This is a genomic window from Paenibacillus sp. FSL L8-0502, from assembly GCF_038593055.1.
Lineage (GTDB): Bacteria > Bacillota > Bacilli > Paenibacillales > Paenibacillaceae > Paenibacillus > Paenibacillus polymyxa_D.
Genome location: NZ_CP151958.1, coordinates 4227199 through 4244862, shown reverse-complemented (window position 1 = coordinate 4244862; position 17664 = coordinate 4227199). Strand labels below are relative to the sequence as shown.

The window sequence follows — 17664 nt, the reverse complement described above, 5'->3', positions numbered from 1 at the left end:
TCCTTGTCGAATAGTTCCGATAGAAGTTATATAGATAATAGATACATAATGGATGACGTGGAATTAGAAACTAATTATATGGTGGTAGGTGAGAGGAATGGGTTTACGGAAAAAAGAGGGGAATACAGTAAAAAGGCAACCCAAGAAAACGGATCAAATGCAGGGTTTGAAAGGCAGTAAAGCAACGGATAAAGGAGAACAAATGGTTGCGGTGTCTTCGAAGGTTGCCCCCTGGTTAGCTAAGGCGATTCGTAAGGGTACACACAATTTAAAGCGTTTACTTAAGCCAGAAAGGTACAGTAAAGATTTCATGCATTTGGTCAAAAACTATAATCCGATACGTTCGGTTGGAATGAAGTTGTTTCTGATCTTTTTTGCGGCAATTATGTTATTTGTGGTCAGCTTGGGGATGCTCTCATACTACAAGGCTAAAAGTACGATTGAGCAAAATGCAGCTACGGCTTATCAGCAAACCGTTCAGCAAACTTCAGAAAAGCTTGACATTATTCTAGAGCGCTTTCAAGACACATCGACACAGGTATTTTTTGATACTGAATTAAGTGATCAGTTGCAAAAGGCTGTAAAGCAAGATAAAAATCCCTTTGCATCTTTTGTTGCTATGGGCGAAGTAAACAAGAAGTTAACGAATATTGCTTTTACGAATAAAGCGATTGATTCATTGTACTTGTACCCGGAAGAAACCAAGTTTGCTGCTATGGGCACCGGAACACAAAAAGATGTACGGCAGGAAGCATGGTTTAAGGATATTTTGAAAAACAAGGGAATGGTTTGGTTACCTACGCAGGTGAATGACAATGGCAGCAAGACCTTTCGCCTAGCACGCTCCATGAACAGTATGTCTGGATTGGGAGGGACTTACGTTCTGGTTATGGATTTAAAGTCCAGTGCGGTGGAGGACGAGTTGAAAGGTGTTAATTTGGGCTCAGGCAGTATGATTAGCCTTGTGACAGACAAGGGTGAGTTTGTAGGTTCTAACAATGAGAGCTTGGCAGGAGGAAAGACAAAGCTGGATTACGTTTCCAAGCTTGAAGGAATTGAAGGAAATCAAATTATGGAGCAGGTTGCAGATGGCAAAGAGCAAAATGTGCTTACGGTTCATAATACGCTGGGAACTTCCAAATGGATTCTCGTGGGTGTAGTACCTGTATCTGAGCTGGTGAGAGACGCTAAGGGGATTCTAACCACGACCTGGATATTTGCTGCAGTGGCTGCACTCATTGCATTGTTCATTGGCCTATGGATCGTGCGTCTCGTGGCTCGTCCATTGACACACCTGAAGGATTTAATGGTCGAAGGCGCCAAAGGCAACTTGCAAATTCGAACGAACTATAAGGCTGAGGATGAAATTGGGCAGTTGTCAGAAAGCTTTGATATCATGATGGAGCAAATTACATTGCTGGTAGAGCAGACGAATGCCTCAGCTCAGGAGGTTCTGAAAACAGCGACGGAACTAGGCGATGCCTCGAAGAAGACAGCCATTTCAGCCAAAGAAATAGCAGCAGCAACGGAAGAAATTGCTCATGGCGCCGCCAGTTTGGCAACAGAGGCCGAACGTGGCAGCGGACTAACCGGGAATATATCTCAGCAAATGGATACGGTTATGGCTTCCAATCATGAAATGAGTCTGGTCGCACAAGAAGTTGAACAATCCAGTGAACAAGGGACAGTTCAACTGAAAACTCTATTGAGCAAGACTAAGGTTACGGAAGAAACTACGCATGCTCTGGTAGGCAAAGTAGATGAACTGAAGAAGACAACTTCCGATGTCTTTAAGGTGCTGGACGTATTACAGGATATTGCTAAACAAACGAATATTCTATCACTGAATGCGACGATTGAAGCAGCACGAGCGGGGACGGCTGGGCGTGGTTTTATGGTGGTAGCTAATGAGGTTCGGCAGTTGGCTGAACAATCACGTCAAGCTATTCGCACAGCTACGGGTATTACTAATAACATCGTCAATGAGATGAATGAAACGGTACAGGCATTATCTGAGGTGTACCCGCTGTTCCGGGAGCAAATGGGAGCCGTGCAGGAAACAACGGACATTTTCCAATCGGTGCAGCAGCAAATGGGAGAGTTCGCGCTTCGGTTGGGAACGGTCACCGCCTCCATTCATCATCTGAGTGAATCACAGACCACATTGTCCGAGGCAATGACCAATGTAAGTGCAGTAGCTGAGCAATCCTCGGCCACTTCACAGGAAGTCGCTTCACTCAGCACTGAACAGGCCAATATTGGTAATCAACTGGTAGGTTTGTCGGATAAACTGGAAGGAGTATCAGTGAACTTGAAGGAACAGCTTTCGCGGTTTACGGTGTAGATATAACTAAACCATGGGAATCAGGATTGTCACTGATCTCCGTGGTTAACCCATTCAACGTTAAAAGTTGAGTGGGTTTTCTTTTTCAACTACAGGACATACTACTGGAAAAAAGATGAAAGAAGGATGGGTGTGCCGAGGCGTGGTAGCAGTTTCATACGAAAACGTCGAATTGCATATATGGCCTTGGGGGTGATGGCGCTACTGCTGATTTTATTATTCCGACTGGCTTGGCTTCAGGGGACAGCGGGCATTCATATGTCCGTTTATGGGGGGCATTCGCTTAAGGAAATGTCAGCACGTCAGCGACAGGAGGGCATTTCTATCGACTCTGGACGTGGACAGTTTACGGACCGGCATGGGCGACCCTTGACTGGCGGAGTAGTATGGACGCCAGTACTTTTTCCCAATGTAGATGGCAAAGCGGCTTTACATGGCGAAGAACTGGCCGAGCTACTGCGTACGAATAAGAAGCAACTACTGACACGATGGAAAGGGCTGCAATCCCCGCTCATATGGCGAGATGGGCGCGGAGAGCCCGTACAAATCAATCCGCATGAAGCAGGCAAGCTGCTGAAGTTAGCCCCTTCGCTTATTGAGCTTGTACCTTATGCGAAACGTTACAGGGATTTGCCCAATGGCAGGCAATGGCTTGGCTTTTTGTATGAACGTGCCGACCGAGCGAGTGAACTGCCGATGGGGGCAGCCGGGCTGGAAAGAACGCTGGAGCCGCTACTGAGCGGCGTCGGTGAAACGTTCGTCTCCCGATTTGTAGATGCGCAGCGTCGTCCATTGGCTCATGTACCGCTGCGTGTCAGTGCTCCATCCAATGGTCACTATCCATTAAAGGTACAGACTACAATTGATCTACCTATACAGGAACAGATTGAAAAGCTGACGGAATCTAGTCATTTGGCAGAAGGGGCGGTGGTAGTGCTCGATGCAGGCAACGCGGATGTACTGGCGATGGTGTCTCGCCCTTTTTATAATCCCGGTCATGTTGATCCCCAGAAAAAAACAGACTGGTCTAATCGTGCACTTAAGGCGATAACGCCTGGTTCCATTTTTAAGTTGGTTACGGCTGCTGCTGCACTTGAATCAGGTGTTGTCCAACCGCAGGAACAATTCCATTGTCATGGAACTTATGGCAAGTACGGTTTGGCTTGCTGGAAAAAAGAAGGACACGGTACCCTGAACCTGGAGGAAGGGCTTGCCGTATCCTGTAATAGTGTGTTCGCTCATCTCGGCGAACGGCTTAATCCTGAGCAAATTCAGGCCACAGCCTCTGCACTGGGATTGGGCCGAACTGTGGGCTGGCAGGAGCGGAATCTTGCAGGACTACCTCAATTCAGACCGCTGGATCACGAAGAAAAGGGAGCCGTATTCGGCCCCCATACGAACGCGTCTGATCCGGGCGTACGTGTACAGACAGCTATCGGCCAACGTGATGTGCTGGTGACGCCTCTCCAAGCTGCCAATCTCATCGTCACCTTGCTGCATGATGGTCAAGTACATGCACCACGCGTCGTCAAACGCATCAGTTATGCAGATGGTAGCACCTTACTGGAACTACCTACTCACGCTGCACCTTCACCTGAGGGTAGCCGCTTGATTCATACATCGACGGCTCGCACGCTTCGTGAAGCAATGGAAAAGGTTGTGACACAGGGGACTGGTGCCTCGTTGCGTAATAAATCATGGAATCTGGCCGGCAAATCAGGTACGGCCCAAGCTTTGAAGAACGGTCACCCCATCAATCACCAGTGGTTTATAGGGTATGGTCCGATAGAGCGGCCTCGTTATGCGGTCGCCGTCCTTGTGCAAAATGCTTCAACACATTCTGCAAATCAAGCTACAGCATTGTTTGGTCAAGTGATGGATCTGTTAGCTCAATCCTCCTGAGTACCACGAGTAGCTTCACGATCCTCCTCCTGTATTTTAACGATAAACGGAGGCTCGTCAAATTCCTCTGTCGGAAACCGAATCCATTGCTGCAGATAGCCTTGCTGCCACAATTCCTTGAGCAAAATGATCAGAATGGGGGATAGGATTAATCCGGCCAGTCCAAAGATGGACAACGATATAATGGCAAAGGAAAGCATCAGATAGGCAGATGAAACACCGATGGAATTACCAGTGATTTTAGGCTCTGCCAGCTGACGAACGATAACCGTGACAGCCATGACAATAAGCAGGCCTACTGCCAGGCCGGTATTGCCTGTGATGAACAGATACACGGCCCACGGAATAAAAATAACAGGTACACCCAACAGGGGCAGGATATCAAACAAAGCTGCCACGAGCGCCAATGAGAGGGCATTATCCACTTGCAAAATGAGTAAACCTATAAATACGAGAACAAAGGTAATCCCTACCAGTAGAGCTTGAGCCTTGAGAAAAGCGGAGATAGCTTTAAGTACGTGGTTTTTCAGAAAAAGATAAGCAGTTTTTAGTGTCTTGGGTGTTTTACTACGGGCAATGCTCTTCCAAAGATTAATTTCCATACTTAAAAAGAACGCTAAAATGATTGCAATGGCAAAGTTGCCCATAAAAACAGTGAAAGAACTGAGGAACTGTATGAAAAAGGATAAGCCTAGCTGTGCCCATTTCGTAGCAATGGTGGTGGCAGTCGCAAAATATTCATTCACACGTTCGGTAACACCCGGAGGTAAAGCAGCGATTTTATCTTGAGAAAGATGAAGATACCGCGTGAATTCCGCTTGGATAATCTGAGTATACTGTGGGAGGTTTTGCGCGACTTTCGTAAATTGCGTAACCAGAATCAGACCCAATCCGAAAAAAATAGCAAGTAAAAGGATAATAAACAGCAATACGGAGAGTGCGGAGGCAAAAGTTTTTTTCATTCCTTTTCGATGAAAATAACGGGCAGCAGGTTCAATGCACCAGAACACGACGAACGAAAGGAACACAGGTGCGGCAAGTTGATACAGTTTGCTGGATACGAACATAATTAAATACACGGTTAATACGATCAAACCGATATCAAAAACGGTACGCCAATATTTTTTGTACAATGGAAGCATATGGATACAACGACTCCTTTTAGATTTTTATTTATTGTACACTAAATTGGACCTCAATGCTGACCATATGAAGTAGCGAAATCTCGGCATGTTTACGTCATTGTGATAACATATAAGTAAGTGAGTTTTCCTCAGGAAGCCTGCTTGGGGAGTTCAGAATAGAAAAGTGGGGATAAAACGTGCAGACTTTGCTGTTATGGATGTTTTACATTTCAACTTTTTATGCTTTTATTCCGGCGCTGGTTAGTCGTATATTTGGTTTCCGGGTGTTCAGGCGCGGCAAAAGTGAACAAGAATATGCGCTCACCTTTGATGATGGCCCTGATCCAGTGTATACATCGCAGCTGCTTGATTTACTGAAGTGTTTTGATGCCAAAGCTACTTTTTTTGTTGTTGGGATAAATGCAGAAAAACACCCTGAGCTTCTGAAACGCATGCATGATGAAGGTCATCTAATTGGTATTCATAATTATGTGCACAAATCGAATTGGCTTATGCGGCCTGTTACTGTTAGAAGACAAATTGCCCAGACAGAGTCAGTCATTCGTCGAGTAACTGGCGAGGGAACGACCTTTTATCGCCCACCTTGGGGGATAGTGAACTTCTTTGATATTTCCAACACCAATGGTCGTCGAATCGTATTATGGTCTTCCATGTTCGGGGACTGGAAGGCAAGCATTGGAGCTAAACAATTGGCAGAGAGAATGCTTAAAAAGCTAAGGGGTGGCGAGGTGATGCTGCTCCATGACTGTGGTACGACATTGGGGGCAGACGCGGAAGCGCCACAGAATATGCTAATCGCACTGGAGAAGCTACTGAGGGTCGCCCAAGAACGACAATTACGCAGCGTGCGGGTGGATACATTGTTTTGCCGTCAGTCTGTCAATCAACCTACTGCCTCCGAGATGTCCAGTACGGGTTGGTATAAAAGAACGCTGGTATTTGGATGGCTTCAGTATGAGCGTCTATTTCATGTTTTGTTTCGTCTTCGTCCCGTAAGTCAGGAGGATACGATCTTTTATTATCGTCGCCGTATCTATCATGGGCCAAATGTAAATATGGAGAACAGCAGGTGGCTAAAAAAAGGGGACCCGGTAATCGAACTTCATTTTGATAATAAAAAGTTGTTCCAATTGGGTTCGACGGCAAAGTCGATGGTACATCTAGCTATTCAATTAATTCGGATTGTAAAAAAACAACTTCCTGATCTGACCCAACGCATTGTACATGATTCTGAAATGAAGGGTGTAAAGGCGATCTATGCAGTAAGTATGATTCATCGGGGACCAGAGAAGTTGGGATTTCAAGTTCGAGAGCTTCCCAAAGGATTGTTTAAGCATGTGTCCACTGTATATCTTAAGCTGTTATTTCGTGTTATCCATCCTTCGGGCTTAGAGAAATTGAATGAAAAAAAAGATGTAATGGTACCGAAAATAATTGTGATGCCACTGGATACCTTGTTTGAACGTTTTCATCAGGGAGACTCACACCGCTCAAACGAAGCTCTTGAGCAAACAGCTCAGAGAGATGATGTCCATGCACTCAACAGCGAGCTGACTGAATAGGCTAACCCTGATGACCTAATAAAAAAGCCTCTCGATCCTTTGTTAGGGATCGAGAGGCTTTTTAGCCGTTCATAAAGTAGTCCTATCTTAGCGAAGCATTTAGATTTTCATAATTCCGCCGTTACTTGCGTTCGTCACCAGCTTGGAATAACGCGCCAGGTAACCCGTTTTCACCTTCGGCTCAAAGCCTTTCCAGTTGGCGCGACGACGTTCGAATTCTTCGTCCGTAATCTGGAGCTCAATCTTACGATTGTTCAAGTCCAGCTCGATGATATCGCCGTCCTCAACAAAAGCGATAGGTCCGCCTTCTGCAGCTTCGGGGGAAATATGACCGATGGAGATACCACGGGAAGCACCTGAGAAGCGTCCGTCTGTAATCAGGCCAACCTTAGCACCAAGCCCCATACCCACGATTTGTGAAGTTGGAGCGAGCATTTCAGGCATACCAGGTCCGCCTTTTGGACCTTCATAACGGATAACAACCACGTGTCCTTCATTAATTTTACCGTTGGCGATACCTGCCAGTGCATCTTCCTGTGAATCAAAGCAGATAGCAGGACCTTTGTGATAACCACCAACCGAAGGATCAACTGCACCGACTTTAATGATGGAGCCTTGCGGTGCCAGATTACCGAATAATACAGCCAGACCGCCACGTTCGGAATAAGGGTTGTCCAGTTTGTGGATGACGTTAGTATCCAGAATTTCCTGACCCTCTACGTTTTCACGAATGGTTTTTCCGGTTACAGTAATACAGTCTCCATGCAGTGCGCCTGGTTTCTTCAACAATTCATTCAGTACTGCGCTTACGCCGCCTGCATTATGAACGTCCTCAATATGATAGTCGGAAGCAGGTGCCAATTTGGACAAATGAGGTACGCGGTTTGCGACTTCATTAATACGTTCGATAGGGTAGTCAACTTCTGCTTCATGGGCAAGTGCCAATGTATGCAATACTGTATTTGTGGAACCGCCCATTGCCATATCCAATGCAAATGCATTATCAATAGCTTCTTTAGTCACGATATCACGTGGTTTAAGATCCAGCTTAATCAATTCCATCAATTGGCGTGCAGATTGTTTAACGAATTCTTTACGTTCTTCTGCTACTGCGAGAATGGTGCCGTTACCCGGCATAGCCAGACCCATTGCTTCTGCGAGACAGTTCATGGAATTCGCTGTGAACATCCCTGAACAGGAGCCACATGTCGGACAGCCATATTGTTCTAATTCAAGCAAGCTTTGATCGTCGATTTTACCAGCCTGATATGCACCTACGCCTTCGAAGACGGAGGTCAGGGAAATAGAGCGTCCGTTCTTGTCTTTACCAGCTTTCATAGGACCGCCGCTGACGAAAATAGTTGGAATGTTAACGCGCAATGCGCCCATCATCATGCCAGGGGTAATTTTATCACAGTTAGGAATACAAACCATGCCGTCAAACCAGTGAGCGGACACGACAGTTTCCAGAGAGTCAGCTATAATTTCGCGACTGGGCAGAGAATAACGCATACCGATGTGGCCCATGGCAATGCCGTCGTCTACACCGATGGTGTTAAACTCAAAAGGTACACCGCCTGCGTCACGAATGGCTTGCTTGACAATTTTGCCAAACTCCTGTAAATGGACGTGGCCCGGTACGATATCAATATACGAGTTACATACCGCAATAAACGGTTTGTCAAAATCTTCTTCCTTGACACCCGCTGCGCGCAGCAAGCTGCGGTGAGGAGCGCGATCAAAGCCTTTTTTAATCATATCGGAACGCATTTTCGTCTTAGCTGTCATGATGCTGGTTTCCCCCCAAAGTATAAAAATAGTATGGCGTTCAATGGACGCCGTGATAGCGCAGATGTTTTCTAAAGAGTCTATCATAAATGTGAGCTTTTTTCTACATATATGAAGATATTGAAAAAATACAAGAAGTGTTCTGTAATCAACAATATATAGACATGAGCAGTTTTATTTGTCTATATATTGCATTTAGAAGAGGTTTTAATTTGAATCTATTAGAAATATCTATACTGATAGGTTTGTGTATCAGGGAAAATATGAAAGAGCCCATACCGCAATAAAGCAGATGGGCTCAGCTTGTTTATATGTTAAAGGAGAGCGGAAGAGGACATTACACCTTAATTTCTGCCACCTTTACGACCGATGTCTCTGTAGAAATTTTTGTCGTGCGACTCAGCTGTAGCATCGCCGCCCTTTTTGCCGATTTCCTGATAAAATTCTTTATCGTGAGAGTTTGCAGTTGCTTCCCCGCCTTTTTTACCAATCTCCTGATAAAATTCCTTATTGTGCTTCTTGGAAGTAGCTTCTCCACCCATACGACCTGCCTCTTCGCGACTCATTTTCCCCTGATTTTGATTACGTGCCATTACAAATCACTCCTTAATAAAAAAGTTGTTTTTTGTTGCGCGCATCCTTTACTTACCACGTCACGCCTGTATGAAACAGGCTCCAAGTGGAGTAAAGAGGGGGTAGACTTGCTCACATGTTGGTCTGTAAGTGGGTTGTGGCGTGTTCAATGTTAAATAAAAAATGGATAAAAAAATTACGCGGACCGTCTAAAGGGATAAGGAGCTGGCCTTAGCATCCACTCTACCTGTGGCTCAATCAGAGGTCGTGTTGCAGTTCGAACCCAAGGCATGGTCAACATACAGCACAGACCAGCAGCACACACCACAATCAACATGACTTCCACTGGAGTATCTATATATTCGTAGACTCCCTTCGCAACGACGGTACGGACGATCAAGCCATGCAGTAAAAAGACATATAGTGTCCGTCTTCCCATCTCGGTTATACGTCCTGTGACAGCTGGAACAAAGCTTAGGAACGCCATGGATGCTATCCATTGAACTCCATAAATGCCGATGCGGTAAATTCCTGCGTACCATTCGGTATGGCCCAATTCACCGTAAGTCATATTGCCATACAGCCAGCCTGCCGGGATGTCGAAATACGACGTTCCCGCCAGTACCATAAGCAGAAGAGATATAAAGCCAGCGATTATGCGGACAGGAGCTGTGAAGAACCGCCGAACGTCCGCATAATTCAAATGATAACCTGCTACAAAGTAAGGCAAATAAACAAAGGTTCTGCATACGCTCAGCCATATACCATCCACAGGGAGATACCCGACGAGGATACCGAGCAGCACGGATATACCCAATTGGAGGACAGGTGGTATTTTCTGAAAAGACAGCATTAGCAGTCTCCAACAGATATGGCTGGCAAGGAACCAGAGTAGCAAATAAGGAGCAAAGAACGAATGATGGATATGGGGAACGTGGAAGAGTGCAACATCCAAGATCGAATAGAGCGATTGAAAAATAAGATATTGCATACCAATCTGAAGCAGAACTTTTCGGCCTGCAGATCCGGTCAAAGATGTTTGGGCAAAGTAGCCTGTAACGAGTACAAACAACGGCATATGAAACATGAATATCCAGCTGAACCATTGTTGAGCAATATGAAATGAACCGACTAGAGGCTCCAGAGCATTTCCTGCAAATACGCATATGATCAACAGAAATCGCAAATTGAGAAAGAAGCTTTCCCCTTGTACATCATGGCTTGTCGTCATGTGTTTCCCTCCGAGCGGCTTCTGCCGAATAAACTATTTAAAAAATAATTCTTTACAAGGAACAAGGTACGATACTCTGGACTTTATCATTGTGATTTTATTCACAATAGTAAGCGTTATCATAACCTTATTGTGTGGCGAAAGCTTGAACACCGGACAAAGACGGGCTAATACTTGGAAATGTATGCTGATTTGACCCTGTGTGTGCAACGATGTTACCCTAACAAGGCTATAGTTACGCTGAGAATACAGCGGCACATTTTATATTCAAATTACGAATTACGAGGTACGAAAGGCGAAAGGAACTTTTACAATGAGAAGAAGAACAAGAAGATCATACAATTCATATGGGACACGTGGTCCTCGGAGAATATGGAAAGTTCTCTTAGGCATCCTGATTATTATTGCACTGATAGCAGGGTGGGGAGCATGGAAGGTATTTACGCCTTATCAGCCTGACGAGACGGCGGCGGCTGCATTAGCCGAAGTAGCGGATGCTGTGAAAGTAAATGAACAAGAACATTGGGTTGGTTTTGAGCCTGTAAAAAGAAGCGGAGCTGGAGTCATTTTGTATCCAGGGGCGTTGGTGAAGCCCGAAAGCTATGCGCCTTTGGCACGCCGTCTGGCGGAAAAGGGTCATCATGTGATTATTGCAAAAATGCCACTCAACCTTGCATTGATCTCCCCGGATCTAGCGAATGAAGTGCTAAAGGCATATCCGAAAGAAGCGTTTGTTATTGGAGGTCATTCGTTAGGTGGAGTGATGGCGGCCCGATATGCAGCTGCGCATCCTGATCAGGTCAAAGGTGTATTTTTCCTTGCCTCCTACCCGGATAACAAAGGAAATTTAAAGGATAAAAATCTGCCTGTTATTTCTCTACTGGGAAGTGATGATGGAGTCGTCCAGATGGAAAATGTCCAAAGTGGTAGAACTTATTTACCTGCCAACACGCTGTATTTTACAGTCGAAGGGGGGAACCATGCCCAATTTGGCAGTTACGGTGCCCAGAAAGGGGATAATCCTGCGAAAATTAGCGCCGTCGAGCAATGGAACCAGACGGTAACGGCTTTACAGGATTGGATGAAAGAGAGTGTGGATTCAGCTTCTAAGAACCCGTAAAGGAGGTGTAATGCATGTCTGAGCTGATCGTGCAGGGGAAGCGATACCCATGCCGTGGCATCTTATTCGATAAAGATGGCACGCTGCTGGATTTTATTCAGTTGTGGGGCCCCTGGGCTCGTTCTATACTGGATATGATGGAGCAGCATCTTGCCGTGGCGGGTGCCGGTTTTACGGTGGAAAAAGGTACCGTTCTAGGTACTGTTCACGATCAGGAGGGGCGTGTGATCGGTTACGATCCTTCTGGCCCGCTGGCCATGGGGACGGTGGACGAAAGTACAGGGGTACTGGCTTGGCAGCTTTATACTGCTGGTGTACCGTGGAATGAGGCTGTGCGGCTTGTCCGCGACTTTAATAAAACGGCGATGGCTGATATTCGGCGACATCGGGCAGCGAAGGTGTTTCCAGGATTGCGGACATTGCTGGAGCAAAGCCGCCATGCCGGGCTGAAGCTGGCAGTTGTGACCTCTGACAGTACCGAGGCTGCACAGGAGCATTTGGAGTGGATGGGGCTGACATCTTATTTTGACGAGATTATCGGACATGATAGGGTTACATACGGTAAGCCTGACCCGGAAATGGCTGAAAAAGCCTGCGCGTTACTAGGACTGTCGCCGGCGGACGTGGTAGTCATCGGAGACAGCAATGGGGATATGCAGATGGGCAAGCGTGCCGGAGTGCGGCTCGCTATTGGATTTGCGCCAGAAGCAGAACGTTCTGGTCATTTACTGGATGCGGATAAGGTTGTTCGTGGATATGAAGAACTGGAGGTGCGTAGGGTATGAATGTTAATACGTTGGCGGAATGGATACAGCAATCGCAGAATGTTGTTTTTTTCGGCGGAGCAGGCACATCTACGGAAAGCGGTATTCCGGATTTTCGTTCGGCAGCAGGCCTGTATCAAAGTGAGGAGAAATTGCCTTATTCCCCTGAGGTTATGCTGAGCCGTTCATTTTTTGTGAAGCATCCTGAGGTGTTCTTCGACTTCTATCGCAGCAAAATGCTGCATCCCGATGCGGAGCCGAACGGTTGTCATCATTTCCTCGCGTCATTGGAAAAACAAGGCCGTCTAAAAGCGGTTGTGACCCAAAATATTGACGGTTTACATCAGGCTGCAGGTAGTGTGAATGTACTAGAACTTCATGGCTCGGTGCATCGCAACCACTGTATGGAATGTGGACGCTTTTACAGTCTAGATGAAGTGATGAACAGCTCTGAGGTTGTACCCAAATGTCCGATAGATGGAGGAATTATCAAACCGGATGTCGTTTTATATGAGGAGGAGCTGAATCAGGATACCATTATTCAATCCGTTCAGGCTATTTCGCAGGCTGATCTGCTGTTAATTGGAGGAACGTCGCTGACAGTACATCCCGCTGCGGGCTTGATTACTTATTTTCGTGGTAAACATACGGTGCTGTTGAATACAGATCCGACCTCGTATGATCATAAGGCGGATCTTTTAATCACTGATCCAATCGGTAAAGTTATGGAAAAACTTGCTCATCAATTAGGTTTGTAATCGTTTTCTTGTCAACGCCTGGATAAAAGCGCTATGATGATGTTGTGATGGACATTACAATGTTTCGAGAGAGGCTGGGATAGCATGGTTTATTTAGCTGGCGAAGATCGTTATGAAAGTATGAAATATAACCGTACAGGGAGATCAGGTCTAAAACTGCCCGCTATTTCGTTGGGCTTGTGGCACAATTTTGGCGGGATTAACAACGCGGAGAATGGCCGTAGCATGATTACCCGCTCCTTTGATCTGGGAATTACGCATTTTGATTTAGCTAATAACTATGGCCCTCCTGCGGGATCAGCTGAGGAATTTTTTGGACAAGTTTTAGCCAGTGATATGAAACCGTACCGGGATGAGTTGGTCATCTCCACCAAAGCGGGCTACAATATGTGGGCAGGGCCTTATGGAGACTGGGGATCTCGCAAGTATATGATATCTAGTCTGGATCAGAGCCTGAAGCGGATGGGGCTGGACTATGTCGATATATTCTACTCTCACCGATTTGATCCTGATACGCCGCTGGAAGAAACGATGGGAGCACTGGATCATATCGTACGTTCTGGCAAAGCGCTGTATGTGGGTGTGTCCAATTATAGTGCGGAGCAAACAGCGGAAGCAGCTCGCATTCTGAAGGAACTGGGAACACCGCTTCTGATTCATCAGCCGAAATACTCCTTGCTTGACCGCTGGATTGAAAATGGATTACAAGATGTACTGGACGAAAACGGGGTAGGCAGCATTGCCTTTTGCCCGCTGGCGCAGGGATTGCTGACCAATAAATATTTGAACGGAATTCCTGAGGATTCACGTGCAGCGAGTACATCGGTTTTCCTGAATGAGAACCATGTGACGCCAGAGACACTTCGCAAGGTACGCGCCCTGAATCAGATGGCTGCTGCACGCGGACAAAGTTTGGCTCAATTCTCGCTGGCCTGGGCTCTGCGCGGCGAACGTCTGACCTCTGTCTTGATTGGGGCAAGCCGTGTAAGCCAAATTGAAGAAAATGTTGCTACTTTATCCAATCTGGACTTTTCTCAGGAGGAACTGGATCGGATTGATTCGATTCTGAATGCCGGGAACTGACAGGACGGCGGCACAGCCTAATGGCGAAAGTTAATTTGTAGTCATCGGCCTAATTTCGTGTTCTCTTATACAATATAAATTAACAGCCCGTATCCGTTTAAAGGATGCGGGCTGTTTAAGTCTGTTTTACGACTGTGGATACTGCTTAACCTTGCTTCGGTACTCGGTTGGAGACTGACCACAGAAGCGCTTGAATTGACGTGAGAAATATAAGGCATCAGTTAGTCCGACCGAAGCGGCCACTTGCTCTACCGATAGTTCAGGACGCTCACGCAGCAGTTGACGTGATTTGTCAATTCTTAGCTTAAGCAGATAGGTGACGGGGGAGATGCCCGTTTCCTTTTTGAATATCCGTGACAAATACGCACGGTTATAACCAAGTCCTTCAGACATTTGCTCAATGGAAACGGGATGTGCGTACTGAGTGGACATATATTGCACCATCTGCTTGACTGTACGTTGAATTTGTGAATCCGCCCCGGACGGATCAGTCCAGTCGCTCAGGTAATTGCCTGCTTCCCCCATAATCAGATACAAATAGCCCAAGGCTGATAAATGAGAACTAGATTTTCTGCTATAAAAGGCCAATTGCATTTGCTTCAAATAACCGGGGATTGGACTTTGATCGGAAGCATGGAAGACAGGCTGGTGAACACGCAACCCTGCCTCCTGCACCACCTGCTCAGTATGGTGTCCAGTAAACGCAGACCAACGATAACGCCACGGTTCCTCTTCATCAGAGGTATAGCTCACCAGCTGACCAGGATGGATAAGGAAAAAATCGTTTACTTCAAGCTGATATGTGTGCTGTTCCGTTCGGAAGATGCCTTTGCCCGATTCTACAAAGTGGAGCAGATAGTAATCATAGATTTTCGGCCCTACGGCATGACCGGATTTGGTTTGGCTCTCTCCTGCAAAAAGCACATGCAGTGGGCTATTTTCATAAAACACTGGATTAGAGGCGACAGCATAACTATATGAATGCGTTTGCAAAATAGGGTCATCCTTCCTGCATTTGTGAATAGTTTAGCGTATGCGGTATACTTACATTGTACATATCCAAGTCACATTTATCCATAGCTTAAACACATGGATGCATTACATTGTGTGACGCTTTCATTTATACTGAAATCATAAGAGATGTCAACCTGATTAAGATGTTACAGGGAAATCAGGTGGCCTTTACTAACGGTATACGAGGTGGATGCGGATATGAACTCTACTGAATTAAAGAAACATTTTATTAAAAAATATGGTGGAAGCAGCAATGAACTGCGGATATTTCATGCACCTGGACGTGTCAATCTGATTGGAGAGCATATCGACTATAATGGTGGTTATGTACTCCCGGCTGCGCTGGAATTTGGAACGACGCTGATCCTTCGTGCGCGTAATGATGATGAGATTCATTTTGCTTCGACAAACCTGTCGTATGAAGTATCTATCTCCCGCGGAGAAATAGGTAAAAACAAAACGGATGAGTGGGTGGACTATCCGGTGGGCGTGTTGGTAGAGCTAGCTGATAAGGGAGTTTATCCGTCTAAGGGATATGACCTGCTCTATCACGGAGAAATACCGAACGGTGCTGGATTATCCTCTTCAGCCTCCATTGAGGTTGTTACAGGATACGCGTTCCTCACTATTGAAAAACAGAAAACAGATACGGTCGAAATCGCTTTGTTGTCCCAGCGAGCAGAAAACAATTACGTTGGTGTCAATTGCGGCATTATGGACCAGTTCGCTGTAGCGAACGGAGCAGCTGATCATGCAATTCTACTGATGTGCGATACGTTGGATTACCGCAAAGTTCCATTCCGTACGGGAGATTATAAGTTGGTGATCGGCAATACAAATAAGCGTCGCGGTTTGGTGGACTCGGCCTATAACGAGCGTCGTAGCCAATGTGCCGAAGCACTGTCCATTTTGCAGCAGCAGGAGCCGTCACTGGAATACCTCGCTCAGCTGGATGAGACGCGTTTCGGAGAGATTCAGCACCACATCACGGACGAAACAGTGCGTCGGCGGGCACAGCATGTGGTGGAGGAAAACGCTCGTGTATTGGCCTCTGTCGATGCTCTCGCGGCGAATGAACTTGCAGCTTTTGGTCAGTTAATGAATGCTTCTCATGATTCATTACGCGATTTGTATGAGGTCAGCTGCACGGAGCTGGACGTCATGGTTGAAGAAGCCCGACGCATTCCTGGTACGTTGGGTGCTCGTATGACGGGAGCTGGATTTGGAGGGTGTACGGTTTCGTTGGTTCATGAGGACGATGTTGAACGTTTTGTGAAGGAAGTCGGCGAAGCTTATCAGACCCGCACAGGGCTGGAAGCCAGCTTTTATGTATGCAAGGCAGGAGACGGAGTTAAAGAACTGAAGGAGGACGAATAACATGGCCATTTTAGTAACAGGTGGAGCTGGATATATCGGTTCACATACCGTAGCAGAATTGTTGGATCTGGGAGAAGAAGTTGTGGTGCTGGATAATTTGCAAACCGGGCACAAAGCAGCGTTGCTTGGGGGCAAGTTGTATGAAGGGGATTTGAGGGATAAAGAATTACTGTCCAAACTGTTCTCTGAAAATAGTATCGATGCAGTTATCCATTTTGCAGCCAACTCGCTGGTTGGAGAAAGTATGCAAAATCCTGGTAAATATTACGACAACAATGTATTTGGCACGCTGAGCTTGTTGGAGGCGATGAAAGATGCCGGAGTGCGCCGAATTGTATTTTCCTCTACTGCGGCTACCTACGGCGAACCGGAAAAGGTGCCGATTGAAGAGGGTGACCGTACAGAGCCAACCAACGTGTATGGTGAAACAAAGCTGATGATGGAGCGCATGATGTCGTGGTTTGATAAAGTTTTAGGCATCAAATATGTGTCTTTACGGTATTTTAATGCGGCTGGTGCGCATGAGAGCGGCAAGATCGGCGAAGATCACCGACCAGAAAGTCATCTGATCCCATTGGTGCTCCAGACAGCCTTGAAACAGCGTCCACACATCGCTGTGTTTGGTGAGGACTATGCGACACCTGACGGCACATGTGTTCGGGATTACATTCACGTAAGTGATCTGGCGGATGCTCATGTGCGTGCAGTAAATTATTTGCGCGAAGGCAATGACAGCAACGTGTTCAATCTGGGCAACGGACAGGGCTTCTCTGTGAAAGAAGTAATTGAGACAGCACGCAAGGTCACCGGGCTCGAGATTCCAGTTGTGACAGAACCTCGCCGCGCAGGCGATCCAGCGATATTGGTTGCATCTTCTGACAAGGCTCGTTCGGTGTTGGGCTGGAGTCCAGCGCGTACCCAACTGGAGGATATTATTAGCGGAGCATGGGGATGGCATCAGTCGCACCCTCACGGCTACGGCGACGAATAGACGGGAGACGAT

The 17664-nt window shown here is 46.5% G+C and carries 14 protein-coding genes; 9 read left to right on the top strand and 5 right to left on the bottom strand.

The genetic code is table 11. The features are described from left to right. The first annotated feature begins 97 nt into the window (after window positions 1-97). Complete coding sequence (locus NSQ57_RS18390; protein ID WP_342425138.1) at window positions 98-2344, top strand: methyl-accepting chemotaxis protein; 2247 nt, start codon at window positions 98-100, stop codon at window positions 2342-2344. Window positions 2345-2470: 126 nt separating this feature from the next. Next, window positions 2471-4246, top strand: coding sequence for a penicillin-binding protein 2 (locus NSQ57_RS18385; protein WP_342425137.1), 1776 nt, complete (start codon window positions 2471-2473; stop codon window positions 4244-4246). Here NSQ57_RS18385 and NSQ57_RS18380 read toward each other — a convergent pair. Beyond that, window positions 4234-5388: an AI-2E family transporter gene (locus tag NSQ57_RS18380; RefSeq protein ID WP_209949778.1), complete on the bottom strand. Its 1155-nt coding sequence runs from the start codon at window positions 5386-5388 to the stop codon at window positions 4234-4236. The two genes, NSQ57_RS18385 and NSQ57_RS18380, sit on opposite strands and share 13 nt — an antisense overlap. A gap of 179 nt (window positions 5389-5567) precedes the next feature. Here NSQ57_RS18380 and NSQ57_RS18375 point away from each other — a divergent pair, with 179 nt between their 5' ends. Beyond that, window positions 5568-6953, top strand: a complete 1386-nt coding sequence (locus tag NSQ57_RS18375; RefSeq protein WP_069012475.1) for a polysaccharide deacetylase family protein — start codon at window positions 5568-5570, stop codon at window positions 6951-6953. A 99-nt stretch (window positions 6954-7052) separates the two neighbouring features. Here the strand turns inward: NSQ57_RS18375 and ilvD are convergent, their stop codons facing one another. From ilvD to NSQ57_RS18360, 3 genes are all read right to left on the bottom strand, one after another. After that, window positions 7053-8741, bottom strand: a complete 1689-nt coding sequence (gene ilvD / locus NSQ57_RS18370; protein ID WP_039272868.1) for a dihydroxy-acid dehydratase — start codon at window positions 8739-8741, stop codon at window positions 7053-7055. Window positions 8742-9085: 344 nt separating this feature from the next. Next, window positions 9086-9334: a general stress protein gene (locus NSQ57_RS18365; RefSeq protein ID WP_023989894.1), complete on the bottom strand. Its 249-nt coding sequence runs from the start codon at window positions 9332-9334 to the stop codon at window positions 9086-9088. Between the two features lie 176 nt (window positions 9335-9510). Next, complete coding sequence (locus NSQ57_RS18360) at window positions 9511-10545, bottom strand: acyltransferase family protein (RefSeq protein ID WP_069012476.1); 1035 nt, start codon at window positions 10543-10545, stop codon at window positions 9511-9513. A 313-nt stretch (window positions 10546-10858) separates the two neighbouring features. Between NSQ57_RS18360 and NSQ57_RS18355 the strand changes: the two genes are divergently transcribed. The 4 genes from NSQ57_RS18355 to mgrA all read left to right on the top strand — a co-directional run bounded on the left by NSQ57_RS18355 (window position 10859) and on the right by mgrA (window position 14270). Then, a complete protein-coding gene (locus tag NSQ57_RS18355; RefSeq protein ID WP_342425136.1) occupies window positions 10859-11665 on the top strand; it encodes an alpha/beta fold hydrolase in 807 nt (268 codons plus the stop codon). Window positions 11666-11679: 14 nt separating this feature from the next. Beyond that, entirely contained in the window at window positions 11680-12450 is a 771-nt protein-coding gene (locus NSQ57_RS18350; protein WP_342425135.1) for an HAD family hydrolase, read from the top strand. Then, window positions 12447-13187, top strand: coding sequence for an NAD-dependent protein deacylase (locus NSQ57_RS18345; protein ID WP_340886205.1), 741 nt, complete (start codon window positions 12447-12449; stop codon window positions 13185-13187). The genes NSQ57_RS18350 and NSQ57_RS18345 overlap by 4 nt, the downstream gene beginning before the upstream one ends. 84 nt (window positions 13188-13271) lie before the next feature. Next, on the top strand, window positions 13272-14270 hold the full coding sequence (mgrA, locus tag NSQ57_RS18340; protein ID WP_039272878.1) for an L-glyceraldehyde 3-phosphate reductase: 999 nt from the start codon (window positions 13272-13274) through the stop codon (window positions 14268-14270). Between the two features lie 126 nt (window positions 14271-14396). On the opposite strand, the gene NSQ57_RS18335 is transcribed toward mgrA, so the two are convergent. Next, a complete protein-coding gene (locus NSQ57_RS18335; protein WP_069012478.1) occupies window positions 14397-15263 on the bottom strand; it encodes an AraC family transcriptional regulator in 867 nt (288 codons plus the stop codon). Between the two features lie 219 nt (window positions 15264-15482). On the opposite strand from NSQ57_RS18335, the gene NSQ57_RS18330 reads away from it, so the two are divergent. Next, window positions 15483-16661 carry a galactokinase gene (locus NSQ57_RS18330; protein WP_342425134.1) on the top strand — a complete coding sequence of 393 codons (1179 nt, stop codon included), beginning with the start codon at window positions 15483-15485 and terminating at the stop codon, window positions 16659-16661. A 1-nt stretch (window position 16662) separates the two neighbouring features. After that, complete coding sequence (gene galE / locus NSQ57_RS18325) at window positions 16663-17652, top strand: UDP-glucose 4-epimerase GalE (RefSeq protein ID WP_013311504.1); 990 nt, start codon at window positions 16663-16665, stop codon at window positions 17650-17652. Window positions 17653-17664 lie beyond the last annotated feature (12 nt).

Coding starts and splice junctions, on each gene's coding strand:
- NSQ57_RS18390 (WP_342425138.1), top strand. CDS start 98: ATGGGTTTACGGAAAAAAGAGGGGAATACAGTAAAAAGGCAACCCAAG.
- NSQ57_RS18385 (WP_342425137.1), top strand. CDS start 2,471: ATGGGTGTGCCGAGGCGTGGTAGCAGTTTCATACGAAAACGTCGAATT.
- NSQ57_RS18380 (WP_209949778.1), bottom strand. CDS start 5,388: ATGCTTCCATTGTACAAAAAATATTGGCGTACCGTTTTTGATATCGGT.
- ilvD (WP_039272868.1), bottom strand. CDS start 8,741: ATGACAGCTAAGACGAAAATGCGTTCCGATATGATTAAAAAAGGCTTT.
- NSQ57_RS18365 (WP_023989894.1), bottom strand. CDS start 9,334: ATGGCACGTAATCAAAATCAGGGGAAAATGAGTCGCGAAGAGGCAGGT.
- NSQ57_RS18360 (WP_069012476.1), bottom strand. CDS start 10,545: ATGACGACAAGCCATGATGTACAAGGGGAAAGCTTCTTTCTCAATTTG.
- NSQ57_RS18355 (WP_342425136.1), top strand. CDS start 10,859: ATGAGAAGAAGAACAAGAAGATCATACAATTCATATGGGACACGTGGT.
- NSQ57_RS18350 (WP_342425135.1), top strand. CDS start 11,680: ATGTCTGAGCTGATCGTGCAGGGGAAGCGATACCCATGCCGTGGCATC.
- NSQ57_RS18345 (WP_340886205.1), top strand. CDS start 12,447: ATGAATGTTAATACGTTGGCGGAATGGATACAGCAATCGCAGAATGTT.
- mgrA (WP_039272878.1), top strand. CDS start 13,272: ATGGTTTATTTAGCTGGCGAAGATCGTTATGAAAGTATGAAATATAAC.
- NSQ57_RS18330 (WP_342425134.1), top strand. CDS start 15,483: ATGAACTCTACTGAATTAAAGAAACATTTTATTAAAAAATATGGTGGA.
- galE (WP_013311504.1), top strand. CDS start 16,663: ATGGCCATTTTAGTAACAGGTGGAGCTGGATATATCGGTTCACATACC.